At 71.3% G+C, this 20,630-nt stretch carries 20 protein-coding genes; 8 read left to right on the plus strand and 12 right to left on the minus strand.

What is annotated here, in order from left to right; translation table 11 throughout:
- Positions 1-74 precede the first annotated feature (74 nt).
- A complete protein-coding gene (locus tag GQQ93_RS15000; RefSeq protein WP_157425048.1) occupies positions 75-1,799 on the plus strand; it encodes a glycoside hydrolase family 13 protein in 1,725 nt (574 codons plus the stop codon).
- A 33-nt stretch (positions 1,800-1,832) separates the two neighbouring features.
- Here GQQ93_RS15000 and GQQ93_RS15005 read toward each other — a convergent pair whose 3' ends face one another.
- The 3 genes from GQQ93_RS15005 to GQQ93_RS15015 form a co-directional block, all read right to left on the minus strand.
- Complete coding sequence (locus GQQ93_RS15005) at positions 1,833-2,078, minus strand: hypothetical protein (RefSeq protein ID WP_157425049.1); 246 nt, start codon at positions 2,076-2,078, stop codon at positions 1,833-1,835.
- A gap of 127 nt (positions 2,079-2,205) precedes the next feature.
- Complete coding sequence (locus GQQ93_RS15010; RefSeq protein WP_157425050.1) at positions 2,206-3,672, minus strand: amino acid permease; 1,467 nt, start codon at positions 3,670-3,672, stop codon at positions 2,206-2,208.
- An 81-nt stretch (positions 3,673-3,753) separates the two neighbouring features.
- A complete protein-coding gene (locus GQQ93_RS15015; RefSeq protein ID WP_157425051.1) occupies positions 3,754-5,256 on the minus strand; it encodes an aminotransferase class I/II-fold pyridoxal phosphate-dependent enzyme in 1,503 nt (500 codons plus the stop codon).
- A gap of 74 nt (positions 5,257-5,330) precedes the next feature.
- On the opposite strand from GQQ93_RS15015, the gene GQQ93_RS15020 reads away from it, so the two are divergent.
- Positions 5,331-6,266, plus strand: coding sequence for a LysR family transcriptional regulator (locus tag GQQ93_RS15020; RefSeq protein WP_157425052.1), 936 nt, complete (start codon positions 5,331-5,333; stop codon positions 6,264-6,266).
- 32 nt (positions 6,267-6,298) lie between these two features.
- Here GQQ93_RS15020 and GQQ93_RS15025 read toward each other — a convergent pair whose 3' ends face one another.
- Complete coding sequence (locus GQQ93_RS15025) at positions 6,299-6,658, minus strand: DoxX family protein (protein WP_157425053.1); 360 nt, start codon at positions 6,656-6,658, stop codon at positions 6,299-6,301.
- A 128-nt stretch (positions 6,659-6,786) separates the two neighbouring features.
- Here GQQ93_RS15025 and GQQ93_RS15030 point away from each other — a divergent pair, with 128 nt between their 5' ends.
- Positions 6,787-7,215: a winged helix-turn-helix transcriptional regulator gene (locus GQQ93_RS15030; RefSeq protein ID WP_157425054.1), complete on the plus strand. Its 429-nt coding sequence runs from the start codon at positions 6,787-6,789 to the stop codon at positions 7,213-7,215.
- Positions 7,216-7,239: 24 nt separating this feature from the next.
- Here GQQ93_RS15030 and GQQ93_RS17970 read toward each other — a convergent pair whose 3' ends face one another.
- The gene (locus tag GQQ93_RS17970; protein WP_212277356.1) at positions 7,240-8,151 is read right to left on the minus strand and encodes a lytic transglycosylase domain-containing protein; all 912 of its coding nucleotides are present in this window, start codon (positions 8,149-8,151) and stop codon (positions 7,240-7,242) included.
- Positions 8,152-8,349: 198 nt separating this feature from the next.
- On the opposite strand from GQQ93_RS17970, the gene GQQ93_RS15040 reads away from it, so the two are divergent.
- Positions 8,350-9,492: an acyl-CoA dehydrogenase family protein gene (locus GQQ93_RS15040; protein ID WP_157425055.1), complete on the plus strand. Its 1,143-nt coding sequence runs from the start codon at positions 8,350-8,352 to the stop codon at positions 9,490-9,492.
- 18 nt (positions 9,493-9,510) lie between these two features.
- Here GQQ93_RS15040 and GQQ93_RS15045 read toward each other — a convergent pair whose 3' ends face one another.
- From GQQ93_RS15045 to GQQ93_RS15060, 4 genes are read right to left on the minus strand one after another with little or no spacing between them, the layout of a single operon-like run.
- Positions 9,511-10,095 (minus strand): TetR/AcrR family transcriptional regulator, encoded by a 585-nt coding sequence (locus GQQ93_RS15045; protein WP_157425056.1) that lies wholly within the window; start codon positions 10,093-10,095, stop codon positions 9,511-9,513.
- 1 nt (position 10,096) lies between these two features.
- A complete protein-coding gene (locus GQQ93_RS15050) occupies positions 10,097-11,683 on the minus strand; it encodes a cytochrome b/b6 domain-containing protein (protein WP_157425057.1) in 1,587 nt (528 codons plus the stop codon).
- A gap of 6 nt (positions 11,684-11,689) precedes the next feature.
- A complete protein-coding gene (locus GQQ93_RS15055; RefSeq protein WP_157425058.1) occupies positions 11,690-12,670 on the minus strand; it encodes an electron transfer flavoprotein subunit alpha/FixB family protein in 981 nt (326 codons plus the stop codon).
- 11 nt (positions 12,671-12,681) lie between these two features.
- Positions 12,682-13,458: an electron transfer flavoprotein subunit beta/FixA family protein gene (locus tag GQQ93_RS15060; protein ID WP_157425059.1), complete on the minus strand. Its 777-nt coding sequence runs from the start codon at positions 13,456-13,458 to the stop codon at positions 12,682-12,684.
- Between the two features lie 168 nt (positions 13,459-13,626).
- Here GQQ93_RS15060 and GQQ93_RS15065 point away from each other — a divergent pair, with 168 nt between their 5' ends.
- Positions 13,627-15,423, plus strand: coding sequence for an acyl-CoA dehydrogenase family protein (locus GQQ93_RS15065; RefSeq protein ID WP_157425060.1), 1,797 nt, complete (start codon positions 13,627-13,629; stop codon positions 15,421-15,423).
- A gap of 99 nt (positions 15,424-15,522) precedes the next feature.
- Here the strand turns inward: GQQ93_RS15065 and GQQ93_RS15070 are convergent, their stop codons facing one another.
- Both GQQ93_RS15070 and GQQ93_RS15075 read right to left on the minus strand, forming a co-directional pair.
- Positions 15,523-16,266 carry a formylglycine-generating enzyme family protein gene (locus GQQ93_RS15070; RefSeq protein ID WP_157425061.1) on the minus strand — a complete coding sequence of 248 codons (744 nt, stop codon included), beginning with the start codon at positions 16,264-16,266 and terminating at the stop codon, positions 15,523-15,525.
- A 127-nt stretch (positions 16,267-16,393) separates the two neighbouring features.
- Positions 16,394-17,341: a LysR family transcriptional regulator gene (locus GQQ93_RS15075; RefSeq protein WP_157425062.1), complete on the minus strand. Its 948-nt coding sequence runs from the start codon at positions 17,339-17,341 to the stop codon at positions 16,394-16,396.
- A gap of 78 nt (positions 17,342-17,419) precedes the next feature.
- On the opposite strand from GQQ93_RS15075, the gene GQQ93_RS15080 reads away from it, so the two are divergent.
- On the plus strand, positions 17,420-19,171 hold the full coding sequence (locus GQQ93_RS15080; protein WP_157425063.1) for an L-aspartate oxidase: 1,752 nt from the start codon (positions 17,420-17,422) through the stop codon (positions 19,169-19,171).
- A gap of 9 nt (positions 19,172-19,180) precedes the next feature.
- On the opposite strand, the gene GQQ93_RS15085 is transcribed toward GQQ93_RS15080, so the two are convergent.
- Positions 19,181-19,666: a nucleoside deaminase gene (locus tag GQQ93_RS15085; protein ID WP_157425064.1), complete on the minus strand. Its 486-nt coding sequence runs from the start codon at positions 19,664-19,666 to the stop codon at positions 19,181-19,183.
- 81 nt (positions 19,667-19,747) lie between these two features.
- On the opposite strand from GQQ93_RS15085, the gene GQQ93_RS15090 reads away from it, so the two are divergent.
- Positions 19,748-20,089 (plus strand): RidA family protein, encoded by a 342-nt coding sequence (locus GQQ93_RS15090; protein WP_157425065.1) that lies wholly within the window; start codon positions 19,748-19,750, stop codon positions 20,087-20,089.
- Between the two features lie 120 nt (positions 20,090-20,209).
- Positions 20,210-20,617: a VOC family protein gene (locus GQQ93_RS15095; RefSeq protein ID WP_157425066.1), complete on the plus strand. Its 408-nt coding sequence runs from the start codon at positions 20,210-20,212 to the stop codon at positions 20,615-20,617.
- Positions 20,618-20,630: the final 13 nt, after the last annotated feature.

Below are 20,630 nucleotides of genomic sequence, written 5' to 3' on the forward strand. Positions count from 1 at the left end.
CAGCACGACGCGCGGCTCGGGAAGAATGGCGGGATGCGCGCGGCGAACGTCGGCGCTGCTCCGAAGGGACCCGCATGACGAACGACGCCCGCCGCGAGGCATCCGCGAACCCGGCTGCGGACACGACGACGGCCGACCCGAACTGGTGGCGCCAGGCCGCGGTCTACCAGATCTACCCGCGCAGCTTCGCCGATGACAACGGCGACGGCATCGGCGACCTCGTCGGCATCACCTCGCGGGTGCCCTACCTCGCCGAGCTCGGCGTCGACGCGGTGTGGCTGAGCCCGTTCTACCCCTCGGCGCTCGCCGACGGCGGGTACGACGTCGACGACTACCGCGACGTCGACCCGAAGATCGGCACGCTCGCCGACTTCGACGAGATGGTCGCGGCGCTCCACGGCGCCGGCATCAAGGTGGTCGTCGACATCGTGCCGAACCACAGCTCCGACCGGCACGAGTGGTTCCGCGCGGCGCTCGCCGCCGGCCCGGGATCCCCCGAGCGCGAGCGCTACCTCTTCCGCGACGGGCGTGGCGCGAACGGCGAGCTGCCGCCGAACGCCTGGACCTCGATCTTCGGCGGCAGCGCGTGGGAACGCGTCACGGAGCCCGACGGCACGCCCGGCCAGTGGTACTTCCACCTCTTCGCGAAGGAGCAGCCCGACCTCAACTGGGAACTGCCCGAGGTGCACGAGGACTTCCGGCGCACCCTGCGGTTCTGGAGCGACCGCGGCGTCGACGGCTTCCGCGTCGATGTCGCGCACGGGCTCAAGAAAGACCTCGACGGCTCGCACGACGACCTCTCGACGATCCACCGCGCCGATCTGTTCGCCGACGGGTCGCACCCCCTCTGGGACCGCGACGACGTGCACGAGGTCTACGCAGAGTGGCGGCGGGTGTTCGACGAGTACAATCCGCCGCGCACGGCGGTCGCCGAGGCCTGGGTGCATGCCGACCGACGTGCCCGCTACGCCTCGCCCGAGGGGCTCGGCCAGGCGTTCAACTTCGACCTGCTGCAGGCCGGCTTCGACGCGGCGGGCTTCCGCGAGGTCATCGCGAAGAACCTCGCGGAGGCCGCCGCGACGGGCGCCTCGTCGACCTGGGTGTTCTCGAACCACGACGTCGTGCGGCACGCGACCCGCTACGGCCTGACGGTCGATTCGGGCGCGGTCGGCGGCACGCCGACCGGCGCGGAGGGCAAGGCCTGGCTGCTCGCGGGCGGCGACCCCGAGTTCGTCGACACCGCCCTCGGACTCCGCCGCGCCCGCGCGGCGACGCTGCTCATGCTGGCCCTGCCGGGGTCCGCGTACCTCTACCAGGGCGAGGAGCTCGGCCTGCCCGAAGTGGGCGAGATCCCCGACCTCGACCGGCAGGATCCGGTGTTCTTCCGCAACACCGGCGTCGAGGTCGGTCGAGACGGATGCCGCGTGCCACTGCCCTGGACGTCAGAGGGCACCTCGTTCGGATTCGGCCCCACGGGTGGCGCGGCGCCGCATCTGCCGCAGCCCGAGTGGTTCGCCGGCTTCGCCGTCGACGCCGAGGCGGGGGTGCCGGGCTCGACGCTCGAGCTCTACCGAGCGGCGTTGCGCCTCCGCCGCGAACTGCAGGGCGACGAGAAGCTCGAGTGGCTCGAGGCATCCGGGCCCTCGGTGCTCGCCTTCGCCCGGCCGGGCGGCTGGCGCTCCGTGACAAACTTCGGCGACGAGGCCGTGCCGCTGCCCGCGGGCGAGGTGCTCGTCGTGAGCGGGCCCCTGCCCGGCGATGGCACCCTGCCGGGCGCGACGACGGTCTGGCTGCGCTGACCCCGGGCCGTCGATTGGGCGGGCTCCGCCCCGTCAGCCGCGCGGGCCTCGCGAGGTGCGCCCCGCGCGCCACCAGACGACGATCGCGGCGATGACGCTGCCGATCATGACGACGCCGGCGATCATCGCGAACACGATGTAGCGCTGCTCGGTGACCTCGCCCTCGTAGGGCTGCGCGTCCGACCAGTAGAGCGAGGTCCTCACGAAGGCGAGCGCGAGGGCCCATCCCCCGATCCAGATCAGGGCTGCGAGCAGGCGCTGCTTCGTGCGTCGGGTCATCGCCATGGTGCGGGTGTGCTCCTTGTGTCGCGTGCTCGATCTCCGCGATGCGGGGGATCGCGCGCGGGCGTCGATGGGCCTGCGACCATCCTCCCCCCGATCCCCCCGAGGTGGCCGCAGGCCCGGCTCAGCGCTCCGAGTCGACCTCGTCGAGCGGATGCGTGGTGGTGGGGATCGCCCCGGTGAGCGGCTGGCCCTCGCGGAGCAGACGGCGACGACGGAGCATCCAGCACCCCCCGAGCACCGCGAACCAGATCGGGGCGGCGAGGAGCGCCGGGCGCGTCGACTCGCCGAGCAGCAGCGTCACGATGATGAACGCGAAGAACGCGAACACGAGCCACGGGGTGACCTTCGCGAAGGGCATGCGGAACGCCGAGGACGCGTGCTTCTCGGGATATCGGCGCTGGTACACGAGGTGGCTCGCGACGATCGAGCCCCAGGTGAAGAGCACGAGGGTCGCGCACACCGAGCTCACGAAGGTGAACGCCTGGACGACGCCGTCGCCGGCGTAGAGCAGCGGGATCGCCGCGAAGAGGAACACGCAGGTGAAGAAGACGGCGTTGCGCGGGATGAACCGGCGATCCACCTTCGCGAAGACGCGCGCGGCATGGCCGTCCTTCGCGAGGCCGAACAACATGCGCGTACCGGAATACAGTCCCGAGTTCGCGCTGGAGGCCGCCGAGGTGAGCACGACGAGGTTGATGGCGAAGGCCGCCGCCCCGAAGCCCGCGAGCAGCAGCGTCGAGGTGAACGGGCTCGTGCCCGCCTCGATCTGGTCCCAGGGGGTGATGCTCATGATGACGACCATCGCGCCGACGTAGAAGACGATGATGCGCACGACGATCGAGTTGATCGCCTTCGGCAGGTTGCGGCGCGGGTTCTGCGTCTCGGCGGCGGCGGTGCCGACGAGCTCGACGCCGATGAATGCGAACACGCCCATCTGGAAGCCCATGATGAAGCCGGAGGCACCGAGAGGGAACAGCCCGCCGTGCTCCCACAGGTTCGTGACCGAGGCCTGCACCCCGTCGGGGCTCGTGTAGCCGGTGACGATGAGCACGATGCCGACCGCGATGAGCCCGAGGATCGCGACGATCTTCACGATCGCGAACCAGAACTCGGTCTCGCCGAACCACTTCACCGGCTGCAGGTTCAGGATGGTCAGGCCGATCGCCGTGAGCAGCGCCGGCACCCAGACGGGGATGTCGGGGGCGAAGTACTGCGTGTACGCGGTGATCGCGACGATGTCGGCGACGCAGGCGACGACCCACGAGAACCAGTAGGTCCACGAGACGAAGAACCCGGCCCAGGGGCCGAGCATGTCCTTCGCGATGTCGCCGAAGGTCTTGTAGTGCAGGTTCGATAGCAGCAGCTCGCCGAGCGCCCGCATGATGAAGAACACGAAGACGCCGATGATCATGTACACGAAGATGATCGACGGCCCCGTGAGGCTGATGACGGTACCCGAGCCGAGGAAGAGCCCCGTGCCGATGGCGCCGCCGATCGCGATGAGCTGCAGGTGGCGGTTCTTCAGGCCGCGTTCGAGGTCGCGGGGCGGGGCGTCGGCCGGGGCGGCCGGCGCTGCGAGATCGGTCATGTCAGAGACTCCTTCGTCTGTGCGGGGGGGGGGGGGGATTGGGATGCTCGTGCGGACGCGCCGCGATCAGGACGGCCGCGATCAGACCGCGGCGACGACCCTCACCCGGTCGAGCCGGGGATCCACGCTGCCGCGCACATAACCCGACGCATCGGCGGCGGTGGCGCGGAGGAAATCGAGCACCTCACGGGTGAACGGTTCACCGGGAAGCACATTGGGGATACCAGGAGGATACGCGGCGAGCGCGTCAGCCGAAATTCGGCCGACCGCCTCCTCCCACGGGATCACCTCGGTTTCGCTGAGGAACGCGTCCTGCACGCTCATCGCGATCGGGGCGACGCGGGGCAGCTGACGGGGCTCGCTGAGGCTCTCGGGCACCTCCGGGAGGGCATGGAGCGCGGTGAGGAACCGGTCGACGTCGAGGCGGCTCGTCGCGCCGAGCAGCAGCAGGATCGCGGAGTGGGTCGAGAGCTCGACGACTACCCCGTGGTCGCGGATGAGCCGGTGGTGCGCCTCGCCGCCCGAGATGCCCCCGGCGCGGGTGTCGATGACGATCTTGAACGGGTCGAGGTCGACGGTGCCGTCGCTGAAGCGGATGTCGTCGCTCGCGTCGCGGAAGCGACCGCCCTCGCGGACGCCCCGGCGGATCGCCTCGGCGGCGTCGAGGGTCTCGCCGATGGAGCGCTCGCCGTCGACGACGAGCCGGCGGCGGGCCTCGTCGAGCGAGGCCATGAGCAGCGCGCTCGACGAGGTCGACTGGTACGAGCGGTGCACACGGTCGGCGAGCCCCTCGAGGCGCTGCCCGAACGGCCCTTCGCCGAGGAAGAGCATGGCCGACTGGGTGAGCGAGCCGCCGCCCTTGTGCGTGCTCGAGACGACGAGGTCGGCGCCGAGGCGGGCGGCGTTCGTCGGCAGGCCCGGGTGGAACCCGAAGTGGGCGCCCCACGCCTCGTCGACGATGAGCGGTACGCCATGGGCGTGCGCGACGCCGGCGATCGCGGTGATGTCGGAGACGGCGCCGAAGTAGCTCGGGCTCGTGAGGTAGACGGCCCCGCTGTCGGGGTGCGCGGTGAGTGCGGCGTCGACCTGCTCGGCGGTGAGCCCGTGCGAGGAGCCGAGGGCGCTGTCGACCGCGCCCTGGACGAAGTGGGCATCGATGCCGCCGTGCGCGATGCCGTCGATGACGCTCGAGTGCACGCCCCGCTGCACGACGAGCTCACGGCCGAGCGCACGGGCGACCATCGTCGCGATGTGGTTGCCCTGCGATGCGCCGTTGGTGAGGAACCAGGCACGGCGAGCGCCCCACGCGTCGGCCGCGAGCTCGAGCGAGCGGGCGAGCGGCGTCGGCTTCGCCGGGTTGATCATGCGCCAGCTGTCCTGGTCGATGCCGCTGAAGAGCATCGGCTTGTCCATGCGCAGCGCCTGCTCGCCGACGAACGAGGCGATCCCCGGGGCGTTCTCGGCGTGACCGTGGTGAGCGGGCACGTGGATGTGCTGCCAGTCCCCCGCGGCGAGCGCGCGAAGTGCGTCGGCGTACGGGACCTCGGTCTGCGTGGGGAGCTGCGTCGGTGCGGCGTGGAGCATGACGTTCAGGTTAGGAAGCAACTCATGACATGAGAAGTGGGTGAATCGTTACCGCAGCGACATACGCTCTATGAGTGATCTCGTTGCAGCAACTCCGCGTCATCCTCGCCGTGCGCGCGAACGGCAGCCTCACGAAGGCGGCGAACGCCCTGCACTACGGGGTGCCGACCGTCACGCACCACCTTGACGCCCTCGAATCGCGGCTCGGCGCGCAACTCGTCGAGCGGACGCCGCGGGGCGCCCGCCTGACTCCGATCGGCGAACTGCTCGCCGAGGAGGGCGAGCAGATCCTCGCGCGGGTCGCGCACGCCGAGCGGCTCGTCGCCACGTATCGGGATGCCGGCGCGATGACCCTCGTCGTCGGAACCTTCCCCTCGATCGGCGCGCGTCTGCTGCCAGAGGCGATCCGGGCGCTCCGGGAGTCGATGCACGTCGAGGTCGAACTCGTCGAGGGCGAACCGACCGAGCTCGTGCGCATGCTCGGCGAGGGCGCACTCCACGCGGCGCTCATCTACGACCTCGAGGGCGACCCGGCGTTCGACGCGCCCGATCTCGAGTCGACCCTGCTCATGTCCGAGCCGTTCCACGTGCTCGTTGGGGCGTCGAGCCCGCTCGCCGCCCTCGACGAGCTCGACCTCGGCGAGCTCGGCCGCAGCTGGATCGGCAGCCGCAACGACGACGAGGCATCCCAGCGGGTCCTCCGCCGCGCGAGCGCCGCACTCGGCCAGGAGCTGCACGTGTTCACCCGCACCGACGACCTCAACATGATCCACGGCCTCGTTGCGGCCGACCTCGCGGTCGCGCTCGCGGTGCCGTCGACCTTCGTGCCGGGGTTCGAGGTGGTGGTGCGACCGCCCGTCCAAGAGCTCGGGCTGCGCCGCCTCGCCTTCGTCACCCGCGGCGACGCGCAGCTTCCGGCACTCGCGCGCCTCCGCGACATCCTCGTCGACGCTTCTGCCGAACTCTCCCGGCAGACGACTGCACCCAGCGCGACCGCGCCCCGCTCGTAGGCGCCGTGCGGCGGGCGCCGCCCGGGCCCGGCTCAGGCGAAGACCAGCCATCCCGCACCGATCGCGAGCGCGATGACGCCGAGCACGAGGCTCGGGGCGAAGGGCTCGTGGCGGCGGACGTGAAGGCCCACGGCGACGGCCATCATGCCGGCGAGCGCGAAGGCCGCGATAGGGGTGAGCCAGGGGGCGATGCCGGTCGCGGCGGGCAGGATCATGCCGATCGCACCGATCACCTCGAGTGCGCCGATGCCCTTGAGCTGGGCGGGGTTCACGACCTCGACCCAGGCCATCTTCTCGCCGACGCGCTCGTAGGGGGTGACGACCTTCATCGTGCCGGCCATCACGAAGGCGAGGGCGAGCACGGCGGTGGCGATCCAGAGGGCGATGATCATGGGAGTCCCTTCTCGGTTACGATGAGTTCGTAACGCACGATCCGGTATCGTATGCCTCGAGGCCCCGGCACTTCTTCGTGCGAAACGCACCTCGAGGTGCGTAACGGGCCGAGCGAAAGGAGCCGCCCATGCCGACGCGATCCCCACGCGTCCTCGCCGCTCCGCCGATCGACGCACCCGTCGGGCACGAGGGCACCGCCGCATGCAGCGTCGACAACCCCGCGAGCGGACTCATCCGCGAGATCCTCTCGCGCGTCGGCGACAAGTGGAGCATGCTCGTCATCGGCGTGCTGCACGACGGCCCACTGCGCTTCACCGAACTGCAGCGCAAGATCGACGGCATCTCGCACCGCATGCTCACCCAGACGCTGCGCAGCCTCGAGCGCGACGGCCTCGTCACCCGCACGAGCTACCCCGAGATCCCACCGCGGGTCGAGTACGCGGCGACCCCGCTCGGCCGCTCGCTCTCCGAGCCCGTCATCGAGCTCGCCCGTTGGGCGGCGGCCCACCGCACCGACATCCTCGATGCCCGAGAGGCCTTCGACGCCGAGCGCTGAGCCGCCGCGCTGGCGATCGGCCGATCAGCCCACCAGGTCCGCGAACTCCTGTGCGACGCGCGCGACCTTGTCGACGTAGTCGTTGTCGTGGTTGTACGAGTACACCGCATCGCGCCAGCCCTCGGGGCTCGTCATCGAGCCCGCCGCGCAGAGGTAGCGCGCCGTCGTCAGCGCGGCGTCGTCGATCTGGTGCGGGTCGGCGACGTCGTCGCCGTTCGCATCGCTCGCCCACTTCGCCCACGTCGACGGGATGAACTGCATCGGCCCGACCGCCCGGTCCCAGGTGGTGTCGCCGTCGAGCACGCCGCCGTCGGTGTCGGCGATCTTCGCCACTCCGTCGCCGTCGAGCGCCCGGCCGATGATCGGCGGGGCCACGTCGCCCGACTCTCCGAGCACCGAATCGCCGTGGCGGCCGTGGTCCGACTCGATCGACCCGATCGCGGCGATCGTCGCCCAGTCGACGCCGCACTGCGGCTCCTCCTCGGCGAGCGCGACGTGCGCGAGCGTGTACGCCGAGAGCGCCCGCTCGGGGATCCCGGTGGCATCGGCCACCATCCCGAGCCAGTCGCCGTCGATCGCGGGCACCGGCAGCGACTCGTGGCCCGAGCCCGACAGCCCCGCCGGGTCGTCGGGCGTCGCGGTACCGCCGTCGGCCGAGTCGTCGCCGTCGCCCTGGTCGAGCTCGTCGGGCTGCGAGGTCGTCGGCGGCAGCGCGACGTACGAGCCGTACGCCGCGGGCGCGGCGAATCCGCCGGGGTTCCTGGCGGTGCCGATGAGGTTCACGGCGACGACCACGCCGACCACGAGTGCGACGACCCCGACGGCGGCGCCCAGGAAGAGTGCGACGCGGCCGATGGCCCGCCCCCAGCCGACCCGGGAGCGGGCTGACCGACGCTCGCCGCGATCGTCGGCGTCGAAATCGTCGTCCCAGGACATCGTTGCTCCGTTCGGGCGTCGGTTCAGGTGCCCGCGGGGCCGGCCCGGCCACTCGTTCGAGTGCGACTGCGGCGACCCCCAACCACAGTACGCGCCCGTCGCGGCCTCCGCGCGCATCGCGTGCCAGTCGGCTCTCGTGAATCGCCGCCCACCCGACTAGGCTCGGCCACGTCGGCACGTAGAAGGGCTGATTGAGAAATGTCGAAGGCACTCTCCGAAGATCAGCTCGCCATCGTGGCCGCCGTGCGCGAGTTCACCGCGGCCGAGCTCGCCCCGTTCGCGAACGAGCGCGACCAGACGAAGCACTTCCCGGTCGACACCCTCGAACGTGCCGGCCGGCTCGGTCTCGGCGGGGTCTACGTCGATGACGAATTCGGCGGTTCGTCACTGGGGCGGTTCACCGCGGCGCTCGTCTTCGAGGAGCTCGCCAGGGGCGACACGGCGATCGCCGCCTACCTGTCGATCCACAACATGGTCGCCTGGATGATCGACCGGTACGGCGATGACGCGCAGCGCGAGCGATGGCTGCCCGGCATGAGCTCGCTCGTCGACCGCGGCAGCTACTGCCTCACCGAGCCGTCGGCGGGATCCGATGCCGCGGCCGTCACGACCTCCGCGCGGCGCGAGGGCGAGGAGTACGTGCTGAACGGCGTCAAGCAGTTCATCTCGGGCGCGGGCTCGTCGGCGGTGTACCTGGTCTTCGCCCGCACCGGCGAGTCCGGATCCCGCGGGATCAGCGCGATCATCGTTCCCGGCGGGGCATCCGGCCTCTCCTTCGGCCCCGAAGAGAAGAAGATGGGCTGGAACGCCCAGCCGACCCGCCAGGTGGTGCTCGACGAGGTGCGCGTGCCCGTGCGCAACCGCCTCGGCGAGGAGGGCGACGGCTTCTCGATCGCGATGTCGGGGCTCGACGGCGGTCGGGTGAACATCGCGGCGTGCTCGCTCGGCGGCGCGCAATGGGCCCTCGACCGCACGCTGCGGTACGTCGGCGAGCGCGAGACCTTCGGGCGCCGGCTCGCCGAGCACCAGTCGGTCGCGTTCACCCTCGCCGACATGGCGACCGAACTCCATGCCGCTCGCCTGCTCGTGCACGACGCGGCCGCGGCGATCGACGCGCGCGACGCCGACGCCACCGCGCGATGCGCGATGGCCAAGCGGTTCGCGACCGATGCGGCGTTCACCGTCGCGAACAGCGCGCTGCAGCTCCACGGCGGGTACGGGTACCTGTCGGAGTACGGCATCGAGCGGGTCGTCCGCGACCTGCGCGTGCACCAGATCCTCGAGGGCACGAACGAGGTCATGCGCATGATCATCGCTCGACGGCTGTTCGGCGCGCGCTGAACGCGACGGCGCCGCTCTTCAGCTCGCGAGCAGTCCCGAGTGCAGCAGCTCGAGGTAGTTCGCGCTCACGCTCGATGCGGTGTGGCGGCCACCGGGCCGGTACCAGAACACGGTCGACCAGACCGCGTCGCGGATGAAGCGGAACGCGAGACGGGGATCGACCGAGTCGCGGAAGACGCCGTCGCACTGGCCCGCCGTGATCTGCTCGATCCAGAGCTCCTCGATGCGCGCGGCGCCGTCGACGAGGAACTCGAACCCGGGCTGGGTCATCAGGAACCCGGTCTCGTTCTGGTAGATCCTCACCTCATCGGGTCGCTGCTCGATCGTGAGGAACGCGTGCTCGATGAGCTGGTCGAGGTGCTCGCGGTGGCTGCCCCCGCTCGCGACGATGCGCTCGAAGTGCGAGAGCGTGTCATCCATGAAGGTACGCAGGATCTCCTGGAGCACCGCCTCCTTCGAGGCGAAGTGGTGGTACAGGCTGCCCGAGAGAATGCCGGCCTCGTCGGCGATGTCGCGCACGGTCGTCGACGAGTAGCCGCGCGAGGCGATCAGCCTCGTCGCGATCGCGATGATCTGCTCGCGCCGCGCGGAACCGTCGCCCACGTCAGCGCCCGCTGACCTTGCCGAACAGGCGTGCGATGGGGGCCAGAACGAGCGGACGCGCGGCGACCCACGCGGCGGCGATCACCGCGAGCGATCCGACGAAGATCCAGAATCCCGTCCAGTTCACGACGTCCTGGCTCGCGTACATGTGGTTGAGGTTGCGCAGCGCCCCGGTCGCGAACACGAGTCCGACGTGCACGATGATGAAGAGGACGAAGTAGAGCATCACCGGGAAGTGCACGGCACGGGCCCACTCGACCGGATAGATGCGATTGAGCGTCTTCGCGTTCTTCGGCCAGAGCCCCGACATGCGCACGCCGGTGATCGCCGCGAGGGGCGCAGCGAGGAACACGGTGACGAAGTAGGCGATCTGCTGCAGGCTGTTGTAGTTCACCCAGCCGTTCTCGGTCGGCCAGTCGAGCGAGAGGTACTGCAGGAGCGCCGAGATCGCGTTCGGGAAGACCTCCCAGCTGGTCGGCACGATCCGCATCCACTGTCCGGTCGCGAAGAGCAGCACGACGAACACGAGGCCGTTGACGAGCCACAGGATGTCGAGCGACTGGTGGAACCAGAGCGACAGGCTGATCTTGCGCTTGGCGTTCCACCGCGGCGACCAGAACGCGGTCGGCCGCTTCTGGGTTCGCACCTGCAGGCCCGATCGCATGATGAGCACGATCAGGAACACGTTGAAGAAGTGCTGCCAGCCGATCCACGCCGGAATGCCGACCGGGGCCGACTCGGGCAGGTGATACTCGCCCGGGTAGCGCGCGATGAAGTCCTGCATCGGCGCCAGGGCGAGCAGCCAGTTCACCACGACGACGACCCCGGTCGCGGCGAGCAGCAGCCCGAATCCGCCGATGGCGAGGCCTCCGGCCCATTCGGCACGCGTGTACGGCCCGTAGCGCTTCGGCCACGGCTCGGCGGCAGGGCGGGGGGATGCCGCGGCGACCGCCGCAGGACGAGGCTGCGTCATCGGGGTGCGCCGAGGCGCCGGTGCGGCGGAGGGCTCGGCGGGCGCGGCGGGCTCGGCCTCGACGGGAGCCGCCTCGACCACGGGTGCGACCTCGACGACCGGCGCCTCGACCGCGCGTTCGGGTCGGGCGGGCGCGATTCCGGCCGGGGGCCAGGGCTCACCGTCGGGGGTGCGCGGCAGCCCACGTCGCAGCGCGACGCCGGCTGCGACGGCACTCGTGCCGGCCGTCGCGGCAGCGGGAGCAGCGGCCGTCGGGACGTCCGCCGGAGCCGCCGGCACCGCCGGGGCGAACGCAGCCACGATGCCAGCAGCAGCAGCCGGCGCTGCGCCGGCCGGGGGCCACGGCTCGCCGCCGGACACGCGCGGCAGGCCTCGCCGCAGCGGACGCGTGGTCGCAGCGGCGGGAGCAGCGACCGCAGCGACCGCAGCGGCCGTCGCGGTCTCGGTCGACGACGCAGCAGGTGCCGACGGTTCGGCCGCTTCTGCAGCGACGACGACGGCAGCCGGCGCCTCGGCGGGAGGCGCTGCCGCCGCCCGCTCGGACACCGGCGGCCAGGGTTCGCCGCCCGAGATGCGGGGCAGCCCCTGCCGCGTCGTTCGCCCGTACGTCGCCATCGGCCGCTACGCCTTCCGCGCCTCGAGCGCGGCGATCAGCTGCGGCACGACCGTGAACAGGTCGCCCACGATGCCGAAGTCGGCGATCTCGAAGATCGGGGCGTCCGCGTCCTTGTTGATCGCGACGATCGTCTTCGCCGTCTGCATGCCGGCCCGGTGCTGGATCGCGCCCGAGATCCCGAGCGCGATGTAGAGCTGCGGCGATACCGAGACGCCGGTCTGGCCGACCTGGTACGACTGCGGCACATAGCCGGCGTCGACGGCGGCGCGCGAGGCGCCGACTGCGGCACCGAGCACATCGGCGAGCTGGTCGACGAGGGCGAACTGCTCCTCCGATCCGAGGCCGCGGCCGCCCGAGACGACCTTCGCCGCGCCGCGCAGCTCGGGGCGGGAGGAGGTGACGACCGCCTCGTCGACGCTGTCGATCACGGCTGCCCTGCGTGCGGATGCCGCGACCTCGAGCCGCTCGATCGAGACGGGCTGCGCCTCAGCTCGGGCATCGATCGCGCCCTCGCGAACGGTGATGACGGGAGCGCCCCAGGTCACTGCGGAGTCGACGTTGTAGGCACCGCCGTAGACCGAGTGGTGGGCGATGACGCCCTCGGCGTCGCGGGAGACGCCGACGGCGTCGACGGCGAGGCCCGAGCGCGAGCGCGCCGCGAACCGCGCCGCGATCTCGCGGCCCTCGATGGAGTTCGAGACGAGCACGGCGTCGGGCCGCACGAGCTCTGCGGCGGCGGCGAGGGCATCGGCGACGGGCACGGTCAGCTGCGCGCCGAGCTCGGTGGGCTCGGCGACGAGCACCCGGGCCGCGCCGAGCGCGGCCGCGTCGGATGCGAGCTGCTCGCCACCGGCGGCGACGATCAGGGCGACGGGGGTGCCGACGCCGGCGGCGGCGCCGAGCAGCCCTGCGGCGCTCTTGGTGAGCGCGCCCGAGGGCGTCGTGTCGAGCAGGACGAGGATCGAGTCGGCCGGGTAGTCAGTCATGGTCGATCCCCTTACGCGAGCCGGTTCTGGACGAGGTACTCGGCGAGGCGCTCGCCGGCGTCGCCCTCGTCGACGATCTTGGTGCCCGCCGTGCGCGGCGGCTTCTCGGCGAGCGAGATCATGATCGAGCGCGAGGCCTCGGTGGTCTCGGCGTCGACTCCGACCTCGGCGAGCGAGAGGGTCTCGAAGGGCTTCTTCTTGGCGGCCATGATGCCCTTGAAGTTCGGGAAACGCGCGTCGGGCAGGCGTTCGGTGATCGAGATCACGGCGGGCAGCGTCGCGGTGACCTGCATCGTGCCGTGGTCGCTGGCACGCTCGCCGCGCACCTCGCCCTCGGCGATCTCGACCGAGTTCAGGCTCGTCGCGTTCGGCACGTCGAGCAGCTCGGCGATCATCGCGGGGAGCACCCCGCCCGATCCGTCGGTCGACTCGTTGCCGGCGATCACCAGGTCGTACCCGATGTGCTGCAACGCCCCGGCGAGCGCTTCGGCGGTGAGACCGAGGTCGGCGCCGACGAGCGCCTCGTCGACGAGCTGCACGGCCGATGAGGCCCCCATCGCGAGGCCCTTGCGCACGGTCGCCGCCGCAGCCTCGGGCGACATCGAGAGCACGACCACCTCGGTGTCGGCGTGCCCGTCGGCGTAGGAGAGCGCCACCTCGAGGGCACGCTCGCCGATCTCGTCGAGCACGGTGTCGCTCGCCGCGCGATCGGCGAGGCCGGTCTCGAGGTTCAGCTTGCGGTCCCCGTAGGTGTCGGGGACCTCCTTGACCAGGACGACGATCTTCATTCCGCTCCTTCGACGAGAGACGATTCATCCTAACCAAGCACTTGCTTGCCTGAGAAGGGCACTGAATTGTGGGATGCCGCCAAAGCAGCCGGAGGGCTCGCCCGAGCCGCTCGTGGAACCCCCACAGTTTCGCTGGCCGGCACGGAGGGGCGGGGTTACGCTGCGGGCATGAGCGGATTCCGACCCCCTGTTGCAGACATCGCCTTCGCCCTCGAGCACGTCGTCGACTACGACGCCGTCGCGCAGCTGCCCGGCTACGAGCACGCCGACCTCGAGACGGTCACGGAGATCCTCGATGAGGCCGGCAACTTCATGACCGAGATGGTGGCCCCCACCAACCGTGCCGGCGACCTCGAGGGTTCGACGCTGAACCCCGACGGCACCGTCACCACGGCGACGGGCTTCAAGGAGGCCTACTCGGCCTACGTCGGCGCGGGCTGGGGCTCGGTGCCGCTGCCCGAGGAGTTCGGCGGCGGCGGGTTCCCGCGCACGGTCGGCCTCGCCCTCCAAGAGCTCATGACGACCGCGAACATGGCGTTCGCGCTGGCCCCGCTGCTCACGCAGGGCGCCATCGAGGCTCTGCTGCACTACGGCAGCGACGCGCAGAAGCAGCAGTGGCTGCCGAAGATGGTCTCGGGCGAGTGGACCGGCACCATGAACCTGACCGAGCCCCACGCAGGCTCCGACGTCGGCGCCCTCACGACGAAGGCCGTGAAGCGCGAGGACGGCACCTACGGCATCACCGGCCAGAAGATCTTCATCACCTTCGGCGACCACGACCTCAGCGAGCAGATCGTGCACCTCGTGCTCGCTCGCACGCCCGACGCCCCCGCCGGCACCAAGGGCATCTCGATCTTCATCGTGCCGAAGTTCCTCATGAACGAGGACGGCTCGATCGGCGAGCGCAACGGCGTGCACACCGTCGGCGTCGAGCACAAGATGGGCATCCACGGTTCGCCGACGTGCGTGCTCTCGTACGAGGACGCCACGGGCTACCTGGTCGGCGCCGAGAACATCGGCATGCGCATCATGTTCGTGATGATGAACAGCGCCCGCCTCTCGGTCGGCATGCAGGGCCTCGCCGTGTCGGAGCGCGCGTATCAGCAGTCGCTCGACTACGCGAGCGAGCGCATCCAGGGCCGCGCGATCGGCGCCACCGAGGACTCCCCCATCATCGACTTCCCCGATGTGCGCCGCATGCTGATGACGCAGAAGGCGTATATCGCCGCGATGCGCCGCATGATGCTGCTGACCGCGACGTACGCCGACGTGTCGACGCATCACCCCGATGCCGCGATCCGCGCCCGCGCGAACGAGATCGTCGGCCTGCTGACCCCGATCAGCAAGTCGTTCGGCACCGACCTCGGCAACGAGCTCACCTCGCTCGCGCTGCAGATCCACGGCGGCATGGGCTTCATCGAGGAGACGGGCGCCGCGCAGCACTACCGCGACGTGCGCATCGCCGCGATCTACGAGGGCACGAACGGCATCCAGGCCGCCGACCTCGTCGGCCGCAAGCTCCCCGTGCGCGACGGGGCATCCGCACTCGAATTCATCGCGACCATGCGCGAACTCGACGCCGACCTGGCCGCCGCGGGCGAGGAGTTCGCCTCGATCCGCGCCCAGCTGAACGCCCAGCTCGGCACGCTCGAGCAGACGACGGCGTGGATGCTCCGCACCGGCGCGACCGACCCGAACGCCGTGCTCTCGGGCTCGACCCCGTACCAGCGCATCTGGGGCCTCGTCGTCGGCGGCTGGCTGATGGCGAAGTCGGCGCTCGCCGCGCGCGGCCTCGACGCCGACGGCATCGCCGAGACGCAGCTGCCGCTCGCCCGCTTCTACGCCGAGCAGCTGCTGCCGCAGGCGGCCGGCCTCGCCAGTGCGGCGACCGCCGGCTCGCGCGACCTCTTCGCGCTCGACGCCGCCGCGCTCGGCGACGCGGTCGCCCGCGGGGCGCGCGTCTGACACCGCAAGAACATTCGGAGACGGAAGGCCCGGCCCCTCGATCGAGGTGCCGGGCCTTCCGGCGCTCAGCCCACAGGTTCCGCGCGGAGCCGAGACGGCTCAGCGCCGCGGGGTCCACCCGGGCGGCAACGGCCCGTCGATATCGGCGCGCTCGCGGTCGGCGGCCGCCGACCAGCCCTGCGCGGCATCCGTCGCATCGAAGCCGCCGCGAGCGACGCGGAACCCGACATCCTCGTGGTGCATGCGCGGGGCGCCGCCCCGGCGGGTCGAGGCGCGCACGCTCCACGCGTCGTCGGCGAAGCCGCCGCCGCGGAACACCCGGTAGTCGTCGTAGCGGGCGGGGTCGAGCAGGTCCCAGCACCACTCCCACACGTTTCCGAGCGTGTCGAACAGGCCGTTCAGGTTCGGCAGCCGGCCCCCGATCGGCTGCGGCGTGCCCACGCCGTCGGCGGCCGTCCAGGCGACCTCGGCGAGCGGACCGTAGTGCGGTCCGGTCGAGCCCGCCCGGCAGGCGAACTCCCACTCCGCCTCGGTGGGCAGCCGGTAGCCGTCGGAGTCGACGTGCCAGGCGACCTCCTCGCCGTCGAACGAGTACGCCGGGTCGAGGCCCTCCCACTCGGAGGCCGCGTTGCAGAACCGCACGGCGCGCAGCCAGCTGACGTCGCTCGCCGGTCGCCGCGGATGCTCGGCCGTCTCGCCGAGCAGCTCGCCGAGCTGCTCCTGCGTGACGGGGTAGACGCCGATCTCGAACGATTCGAGCTCGACGCTCCAGCGCACCTTGCGACGGGCGTCGTGCAGCGTGACCGAGCCCGCCTCGATGCGGGCGAGGTCGATGTCGGTCATCCGAGCAGTCTCGCACGGGCGGTACGCCACGGGCACCCGGCCCGGCACCACCTCGTGAGGTGTCGGGCCGGCATCGTCGGCCCAGATTCGACCGGTTCACCCGGTTTCGTCGACCCCGCTCGACCGGTTACCCCCGCGGCGGCTCCACCTCGTCGGCCGGCCGCATGGTCGCACCGGCCCGCGCGGCGAATCCGGCCGCGGTCGCCGCGATCGTGCGCTGCATGACCTCGACGGCCGCGGTCGGCGCGACGCCCACCGGTCGGGCGAGACTGATGGTGCGGTCGAGCGAGGCGGCGTCGAGCCTCACCGAACGCAGGCCGGGCCGGTCGATGAGCACCATCGCCGGCACGATCGCGACGCCGAGGCCGCGCTCGACGAACCGCAGCACGGCGTCCATCTCGGCACCCTCGAGCACCACCTCGGGAGCGAGCCCCGCCGCGGCGAAGGCGTGATCGGTCGCCGCGCGCAGGTCGTAGCTCGCGCTGAAGACGATCTGCGGCAGCTCGGCGACGTCGCCGAGCGTGATGCGGTCGTGCATCGTGAGCGGCGGGGCACCGGCCGACGAGATCACGACGAGCTCCTCCACGAGCAGGGGGGTCACGGTGAAGCGCTCGGCCGACGAGGCATCCGAGGTGGTGATCAACGCGAGGTCGAGCTCGCCGCCGGCGAGCTCGTCGAGGAGGCGCCGCGACCCGCGCTCCGAGAGGTGCAGTTCGATGCCCGGATGCTCCGCGTGGAACGCGCTGAGCACCTCGGCGACGAGGCTGATGCAGAGGGTCGGCGTGGCCCCGAGCCGCACCCGCCCGCGCTCGAGGCCGGCGAGCTCGGCGAGCTCCCTGCGCACCGATTCGGCGTCGGCGAGCATGCGTCGGGCGAGCGGCAGCAACGACTCGCCGGCGACCGTGAGGGTGCTGCCGCCGCGAGCTCGGTGGAACAGCTCGGCGCCGAGGTCCTGCTCGAGGGCGGCGATCTGGCGACTCAGCGAGGGCTGGGCGAGGTAGAGCTCTTCGGCGGCGCGGGTGAAGTTGCCGAACCGGGCCACCTCGACGAAGCCGCGCAGTTGTTCGAGGTTCATGACATATAGCGTACGCGCATCGTTGCTACATGAATGATGCATTGGAGTAATCGAACTCTCGAACCTACCGTTGAACGCATGACCACCTCAGTCAGCACCGCGTCAGAGCGGCAGATCTCCACCACCGTGCTCGTGATCGGCGCCGGGGGCTCGGGTCTGCGCGCCGCCATCGAGCTCGCCGAGGCGGGCGTCGACGTGCTCGCGCTCGGCAAGCGGCCCAGGCACGATGCCCACACCTCGCTCGCAGCCGGCGGCATCAACGCCGCCCTCGCCACCATGGACGCCGACGACAGTTGGCAGCAGCACGCCGCCGACACCCTGAAGGAGAGTTACCTGCTCGCCGACCCCCGCACGGTCGAGACGGTGACGAAGGGCGCGGCCCGCGGCATCGACGATCTCGAGCGCTACGGCATGCCGTTCGCCCGCGAGGCCGACGGTCGCATCTCGCAGCGGTTCTTCGGCGCGCACACCTACCGCCGCACCGCCTTCGCGGGCGACTACACCGGGCTCGAGATCCAGCGCACGCTCGTCAACCGGGCCACGCAGCTCGACATCCCGATCCTCGATACGGTCTACGTCACCCGCATCCTCGTGAACGACGACGGCACGGTGTTCGGCGCCTACGGCTTCGACCTCGACGACGGCACGCGCTACCTCATCCACGCCGACGCCGTCATCCTCGCCGCCGGCGGCCACAACCGCATCTGGCGTCGCACCTCATCTCGGCGCGACGAGAACACGGGCGACTCGTTCCGCCTGGCCGTCGAGGCGGGCGGCCGCCTCCGCGACCCCGAGCTCGTGCAGTTCCACCCCTCGGGCATCATCGAGCCCGAGAACGCGGCCGGCACCCTCATCTCCGAAGCCGCCCGCGGCGAGGGCGGCATCCTCACCAACGGCCTCGGCGAGCGCTTCATGCACGAGTACGACCCCGAGCGCCTCGAACTCTCGACCCGCGACCGCGTCGCCCTCGCCTGCTACACCGAGATCAAGGAGGGCCGCGGCACCGCCAATGGCGGTGTCTGGCTGGATGTCTCGCACCTGCCCCGCGAGACGATCATGCAGCGCCTCCCCCGTGTGTACCAGACCATGCTCGAGCTGCAGATGCTCGACATCACGACGCAGCCGATCGAGATCGCGCCGACCGCGCACTACTCGATGGGCGGCGTGTGGGTGCGCCCCGACGACCACGGCACGGATGTCCCGGGGCTCTACGCCATCGGCGAGGCATCCAGTGGTCTGCACGGCGCCAATCGCCTCGGCGGCAACTCGCTCATCGAGCTGCTCGTCTTCGGGCGCATCGTCGGCGAGGCCGCGGCCGCCTACTCGCGCTCGCTCGCGGCGCAGACTCGCTCGGCCGCCGCCGTGCAGACCGCCCGCGACGAGATCGACGCGCTGCTCACCGCCGACGGCACCGAGAACGTGCGAGCCCTCCAGCGGGTCATCCGCGACACGATGACCGAGCACGCCGGCGTCGTGCGCGACGAGCAGGGCCTCACCGCCGGGCTCGCCGAGCTCGACGCGATCGAGGCCCGCATGGCCGACCTCGGCGTGCACCCCGACATCGCCGGGTACCAGGACCTCGCACACGCCTTCGACCTCAAGTCGGCTGTGCTCGCGGCCCGCGCGACGCTCGAGGCGGCGCTCGAGCGCCGCGAGACCCGCGGCTGCCACAACCGCAGCGACTACCCGTCGACCGACCCCGAGCTGCAGGTGAACCTCGTCTGGTCGCCCGCGACCGGTGTGACGCGCGAGGAGATCCCGCCGATCCCGGCCGAGATCGCGGCCCTCATGCGCGATGAGGTCTCGGTGGCGGGCAAGCTCGTCGAGTAGCGGGCGTCGCTACGCGGAGCGGACCGCGCGCTCCACGAGCACCCGCACCTCGGAGACGAGCTCGTCGACCGGCCCCTCGACGGGCAGGCCCGGCGCGACGACGGTGATCGGCAGTGGCGCGACCGGCGAGGCGGGGGCGCCGAGCTCGCGGCGCCACCCCGCGATCTGCTCGGCCGAGGCGACGTAGACGATCCGGCCGAGCCCGGCCCAGGCGTGCGCCGCCGAGCACATCGGGCAGTGCTCCCCCGAGGTGTACACCGTGGCCGCCGCACGCTCGTCGACGGTCAGGTTCGTCGCGGCCCAGCGGGCGATCTCGAACTCGGGATGCCGCGTCGGATCGCCGGTGGTCTCCTCACGGTTGCGGTCGGCGAACCGGTCGACGCCGGCCGCGTCGACGAGCACCGACCCGAACGGGCCGTCACCGCCGGCGAGCGCTTCGCGGGCGAGCTCGACCGCGCGACGGAGATGGACGAGGTCGGCCTCTGAGATCGTCATGCACTCAAGCTTGGCGCGGGCGGGCGCCGATGGCGAGCGATAGCCTGACTTCCCACCCCCGACCCGCAACAGGAGATCCTTGTGAGCATTCAGCGCATCCAGCCCGGCCCCCGCATGAGCCAGGCCGTCGTCCACGGCGACACCGTCTACCTCGCCGGCCAGGTTGCCGAAGGCGCCACCGTCGTCGAGCAGAGCCGCGCTGCGCTGCAACGCGTCGACGAGCTGCTCGCGAGTGTCGGCAGCGACAAGTCGAAGCTGCTCAGCGTCACCATCTACCTCGCCGACATCGCGGACTTCGCCGACATGAACTCGGTCTGGGACGCCTGGGTCGACGGCGCCAACCCTCCCGCCCGCGCCACGGTCGAGGCGAAGCTCGCCACCCCCGACTACTTCGTCGAGTTCGCGGTCACGGCGGCGATCTGATCGCACGGCTCGCCGTCGAAGAGGGCCGGATGCCCCTCCCCCCGCCGTGGCGTGAGGAGGGGCATCCGGCCTTCTCGCACTGATTTGACGTGCCTCGAAATCGCGCGGAAGGATGTGCGAATGCCGCTTTTCGACCACCTCGGGCTCAGCGTCGAGGACCTGCCCCGCTCGATCGCCCAGTTCGACCCCGTGATGCAGGCGCTCGGCTGTACCCGCCAAGACGCCGACAACGGCGTCTCTTGGTACAAGGGCGAGGAGGAGCTGATCCTCTTCCCCGCGCGCGAACCCGGAACCGGCCCGCACCGCCACGGCCGCGTCGGCTGGCAGCACCTCGCGTTCCCCGTCGAATCGCGCGACGACGTCGACCGGCTGCACGCGATCGCCGTCGAGGCGGGCTGGACCTCGGTGCGCGAGCCGAAGCCGTACCCGCGCTTCAACGAGCGCTACTACGCGGCGTTCATCGAAGACGACAACGGCATCCGCTTCGAGTTCATGTTCAACCCGCCGAAGGAGTCCGTCGCGGGCTGACGCCGATCCTCGG

The organism is Agromyces lapidis, assembly GCF_009749405.1.
Taxonomy (GTDB): domain Bacteria; phylum Actinomycetota; class Actinomycetes; order Actinomycetales; family Microbacteriaceae; genus Agromyces; species Agromyces lapidis.